The sequence below is a fragment of the Actinophytocola sp. genome (assembly GCF_035712165.1).
Classification (GTDB): Bacteria; Actinomycetota; Actinomycetes; order Mycobacteriales; family Pseudonocardiaceae; genus DASYTH01.
On record NZ_DASTBH010000371.1, the window covers coordinates 1 to 5,323 of the forward strand.

The 5,323-nt window shown below is 71.0% G+C and carries 1 protein-coding gene and 1 pseudogene; both read right to left on the minus strand.

Annotated features, from left to right (window positions below; genetic code table 11):
- Positions 1-4,113: pseudogene (locus VFO68_RS20450) on the minus strand (type IV secretion protein Rhs); the annotation flags it as partial.
- 128 nt (positions 4,114-4,241) lie between these two features.
- Positions 4,242-5,141, minus strand: coding sequence for a hypothetical protein (locus VFO68_RS20455; protein WP_325159944.1), 900 nt, complete (start codon positions 5,139-5,141; stop codon positions 4,242-4,244).
- Between the last annotated feature and the right edge of the window lie 182 nt (positions 5,142-5,323).

The window sequence follows — 5,323 nt, forward strand, 5'->3', positions numbered from 1 at the left end:
CGGGGTGAACCGGGTGCTGGAGGCCGGCCGGCCCACCCCGAAGCGGGCGGTGTCGTAGGTCCACGAGGCGAGCAGCGTGCCGGTGTTCACCGGCCCGGAGTACTCGTGGGTGCGGCGGCCGAGGGCGTCGTACTTGTAGGACAGCGTCTGCTGGCGGGCGTCGGTGGTCGAGGTCAGCTGGCCGGCCAGGTCGTAGCTGGACGTGCGGACACCCGAGTCGGGGTCGGCGGCCCGGGTCTGCCGGCCGAGCAGGTCGTAGCCGAAGGTCCAGACGTTGCCGGAGGCGTCGGTCATGCGCTCGAGCTGGCCGAGCGCGGTGTACTGGTAGCCGCTGGTCTGGAAGGTTCCGCCGGTGACGACGTCGCCGTTGACCGTTGGCGGCGTTGTGTAGTGCTGCAGGGCGCTGACCCGGCCGGAGGTGTCGGTGACCGACGTGGTGATGACGCCACCGCGCGGGGGAATGACCGTGGTGCGGTCGCCGCCGTAGATCGTCCGGGTGTTCCAGGTCTCGGTCAGACCGCGGTAGGCGGCCACGATGACCGGCCGCCCGGCGCCGTCGAAGGTCGTGACCGTCCGGTCGTCCACCGCCGAGTCGGGAACGTCTCGGGTCAGCGTGGTCTCCGGTGCTCCCGTTGTGGCCCAGCGGTTGTTGGACCGGACCTGCCAACCGTGGCTGTCGTAGAAGATGTCCTTGACCACCCGGTTGGAGACTCCTGCGGGGGCGCTCACATCGTCGGCCTGGACCTGCCTGAGCTGGCCGAGACCGTCGTAGAGGTTGATGCCGGTGACGTAGTTGGTGCCGTCGCCGTAGTCCACCAGGGTCCGGGTGGTGACCGCCAGCGGGCCCTCGGTGCGCTGCAGATAGGCGTAGGTGACGTTGGCCGAGTCCTGACCCTTCACCCGCCCGGGGTGCCACACCGCGGTCAGCCGGCCGAGCTGGTCGTGGGTGGCGTCGGTGCGGCGGCCACCCACGTCCACGGTGCCGACGGTCAGGCCGCGCGCGGGTTCCAGCTCCAGCGTCGACCGCTGGAGCTTGGCGTTCGTCGTGACCACTGTGGACAGCAGGCCGCCGTCGGCCGGGGTGTACGCGGTGCGGGTGACCCGGCCGAGCGCGTCGGTCTTGGTCACCGGCCGGCCGGCCGGGTCGTAGCCGATCCTGCCGGTCGTGGCGAAGGTGAGGACGTCGTTGGTGTTGGCGCTGGCCGAATCCGTGCGGGTGAGGTCACCCGCTCCGGGCACCGCCCCCAGCGTGTCGGAGTTGTCGTAGTAGGTCCGGCTCGCCGCGAGGATGTGTTGCTGGGCAACGCCGTCGGCCGGGCAGGACTGCTGCGAGGTGACGGTTTCGGAGGCCCGGTCGCGGATCCAGGTGCCGGTGTGCTCCGCGTAGCTGGTGACGGTGCACAGGTCCGGCAGGCCGGTGCCGGACTGGGTGCTGGCCCGCACCCGGCCCAGCGCGTCGTAGCGGTTGCTGGTCGAGGAGACGCGGGTGCCGCCGGCCGCCAGCGTGGTCAGCGTTCTGCTCCGGCTGACCGCGACGACGTTGGCGGTCAACGCGTCCAGCCCGGTGCGGGCCCGGGTGGCGGTGGTGGCCACGGTGACCGGGTCGCTGATCTGGCTGGACGTCTGGGCGCCGCCGTCGCCGTTGAACGTCTGTACCTCGCGGACCTGTCCGGAGTAGAGGTTGGTGTCCGGCACGCTCTCGCCCAGCGAGTTGCCGACCGTGTCGGTGCGGCGCAGCCCGCCGGGTAGGACGTCGCCGTACATGCCGCGGAAGTAGGTGCTGCGGACCAGGGTCCGCACGTCCTGCCCGTCGCCGGTGCGGATCTCGACCTGTGGGTAGCCGCGGAACTGGCCGTAGGTGCGGTGTTTGGGTTTGACGACCTCGTTGTCGTCGAAGTGCCAGCCGGGCTCGCCGAGGTAGGTGTAGGAGGTGTGCTGGGTGGGCGACATGGCGTTGCGGTCCTGCACCGCCACATGGGTCACCACGTACTTGTGGAAGTAGTCCAGGATCGGATTCTGGTTGAACGGCGGGGTCCAGTAGACCGGGAAGCAGCGCTTGGTGACGTGTGCCGGGTCGGTGGGCATGTTGCCGGGTCCGCAGTCGGGCTGGCTGTAGGTGACCTGGACGATCGAGCCGGTGTCGGTGGCGATCTCGGTCAGTCGCCAGTGCGCCATGGCCGGCAGGGTGTTGAACCCGGGCACCCGGTTGTCGTAGAGCTGGCTGGTGAACTGCATCGGAGGCAGGGCGATCGACCCGCCGTCCTTGTCGAAACCGGTGTGGGTGATCGAGTCCAGCCGCAGCTCGGGATTCCCGATGCCGGGGAAGACCTGGCCCAGCTGGTACTGGTCCACCCGGACCGGCCCGCCGCCGGTGTTGTACTGCGTGGTGATCGTGGTCAGGCGCTTGGTCGACCAGAACGACGGCGAGTGGTTGTTGCACACCGCGCCGGCCAGGCACTGCTGATCCTGCGGGGTGTCCGGCCACTTCCCCGCGTTGTCCGAGTTGAACAGCGCAGGGTCACAGGAGAATCCGGCGTCCGGCACACACCGCTCGGTGAACGCGAACACCACCTGCCCCGGCACGGTCTGCCCGTAGACGCTGCCGGCGACCGTCCGCAGCCCGTAGTCGATCCGGGACAGCATGCCGCCCCGGACGTAGGACACCCCCGCGGTGCCGTTGTTCGCCCCGTAGAAGTTGGTTTCCGGCGTGTAGTAATAGATCGAGACGTTGCCGTGCGGATCCTCGACGAAGTCCAGGTTCCACCGCCACGCCTCCGTGCACGGCGCAGGCGCGCACCCGGCCCGCGGCCCGTAGACCGGGACCGTCCACGCCGAGTTGGTCTGCTCCTGGTTGGTGTAGCCGGGACCGCGCTGCCGGCCGAACCAGTAGCTCACCCCGTCGGGGGTGGTGACCCGCCAGTGCTCGCCGGCGCGTACCCCGTTGGCCGCCCCGGTCAGCAGGTCGATCCGGGCGCCGCTGTCCGTCGCGGCGTGCCAGGTGTGCGTGTTGTCGTCGTAGACCAGCGGAACCGTCTGCCCGCCCAGGTTCATCGTCACGATCTGCCCGGCCCAGCACAGGTCCGCGGTGCGCTGCGGTTGCGGCAGGCTCTCGTCGTCGGCGCAGGGACGGTAGGTGCGTTCGATGTAACCAGGGTTGTAGTCCCAGCCCTGGCCGATCGCGGACGTCTGGTTGTTCGTGTCGGAGGTGCGGCCGTCCACTCCGGCCGATCCGTAGGACAGGCCCACCTGTGGCGTCACGGTCGAACCGGTCGCCACCGGCGGCAGGGTGATCGGGTAGGACCAGGAGAAGGCGCCGGAGTTGCCGGTGACCGACCAGGATCCGGACGGCGCCAGCGAACTGGCCTCGAACGAGCCCTGCGGACCGGACGCGTCGGCCACCGCCGCGAGCACCATGGCCGGGCCGGCGGTGCCGAGATCGGCCGCCCGCGACCGCTCCGCCGCCGCCGGCACCGACACCTGCGCGGTCACCACCTGGGTCAGCGGGTCGTTGTGGGACGACACCGGGGTCTGGACCAGACACGACGGCACCTGCGGGGTGCTCAGCGCACATGCCGGTAACCGCACCAGCCGCAGCCGGGAGCCGAGGTCCGCGCCACCGGCATAGCGGAATCCCGAGTAGTCCACCCCGACCGAGGTCGACAGGGCGGTGTCCGCCGCCAGCGAGAGCAGCACGCCGGTGACGCCCGCCCGGTGTGCCGTGGCCGGCTCGGCCAGCGTCACCCGCACCGACCCGGCGCCGGTCGCGCCGACGGTGACCGGCAGGTCCCCGGCCCGAACCAGACCCGGCACGGCCGCGCCGAGATCGGCCCTACGGCTCGTCTCCGGCGCCGTGCTGCCGGACAACTGGACCACCGCGCTGCCGCCCGCCGGCCACGCGGTGGCCGGGCGGGGCGCGGCGGGCGACTTCGTCACCGGCCGCCGGGCCAACGGAAAGTCCTTGTGCGGAATGAGATTCACCCGCTGCACGGCCGGCGCGGGGTCCGGTTCGGCGAGCGCTGGCGGCGCCGTCACCCCGGTCACCACCCCGCAGAGCAACACGATCGCGATCCCGACCGACCCGGCGCGACCCGGACGCGGGCGCGCGGCACTCACAGCAAAGGACATGACCTTCCCCAGTCGCCAAGCAATTACAGCTCAACATCAAACTGTAACCACTCGCCACGAGCAGCGGAAGCCCCGTATGCCCGCACTTCCGGCAGACTTCCGGCTCATCGACCGGGTCAGGCGACCCCGCCGCCCTGTGCTCGGGGGAGTAGGCGGTCGACGCAGGCGGCGAGGTCGGCGCGTCCGGCCATGCTGGGGTGTGGCCAGCCGGGGACCTGCATGTTGTTGGGGATGCCTGACGAGGTCAGTGTCATCTGGACGTTCTGCGGCCCGAGGAGCCAGGTCTGGGCGCAGCCGACGCCGATGCGGTTGGGGTTGAAGCCGGCGGTCGCCCACTGGATCTGCGCGACGACGATGCCGAGGCTGATCCAGCCGTTGAGCAGGTCGGTGGACCGTTGCGCCACCGCGACGCAGGCGGGCGGGATGTAGGGGTCGTTGTTCCACTTGTAGTAGAGCAGGTGCCGGACCTGCGCCCCGGGGTCGGCGGTGATCAGCCTGATCGCGATCTGGGCGACGTCCGCGGTGATGGCGCCGGCGCGGGCCTGCCCGTCCCAGGCGGGCGGGACGGCTGCGCCCAGGCCGCCCGGTGCGCCCGGGCTGCCGTTGGGGTTGCCGAGCACGTAGTCGGTGCAGGCGGCCGCGTTGGCGACCGCCCAGGCCGGGGCGCCGCCGAGACCGAGTTGGCGGCTGACCAGATTCCCGGCCACGGTCACCCAGTTGGTGTTGTTGATGCCGGCGGTGGTGACGGCGACGTTGGCGCTGCCGGCGCGGCTGAGGTTGTTCTGCAGGACTGCGACCGCGTCGGCGATCTGGGTCCTGGCCTGCTGGGAGACGGCTCCGCATCCGTTGGTGTAGGGCGAGGTGGTGAGCACGTCGGTGGTTTTGGCGCCGCTGTGGGCGAAGTTGAAGTAGCGGTTGGCCGGAACCCGGAGCAGGGCGCGGAGATCCTCGGCCCAGCTGGTCGCCGGGTCGTCGCAGGTGGTCCGGAACACCACGGCCCCGTTCGGTTGACGCACGGGCCGCGCCTCGTGCCCGGAAGTCACGGAGTCCCCGACCGCCACAAGCAACGGCGGCAATGGCTGCGCCGGCTGCCCAGTGGTCGTGGTCGGGGTAGTCGTGGTGGGGGTGGTCGTGGTGGGGGTGGTCGTGGTTGTGGTCGGGGTGGTCGTCGGCGTCGGTGTGGTGGTTGTCGTGGTTG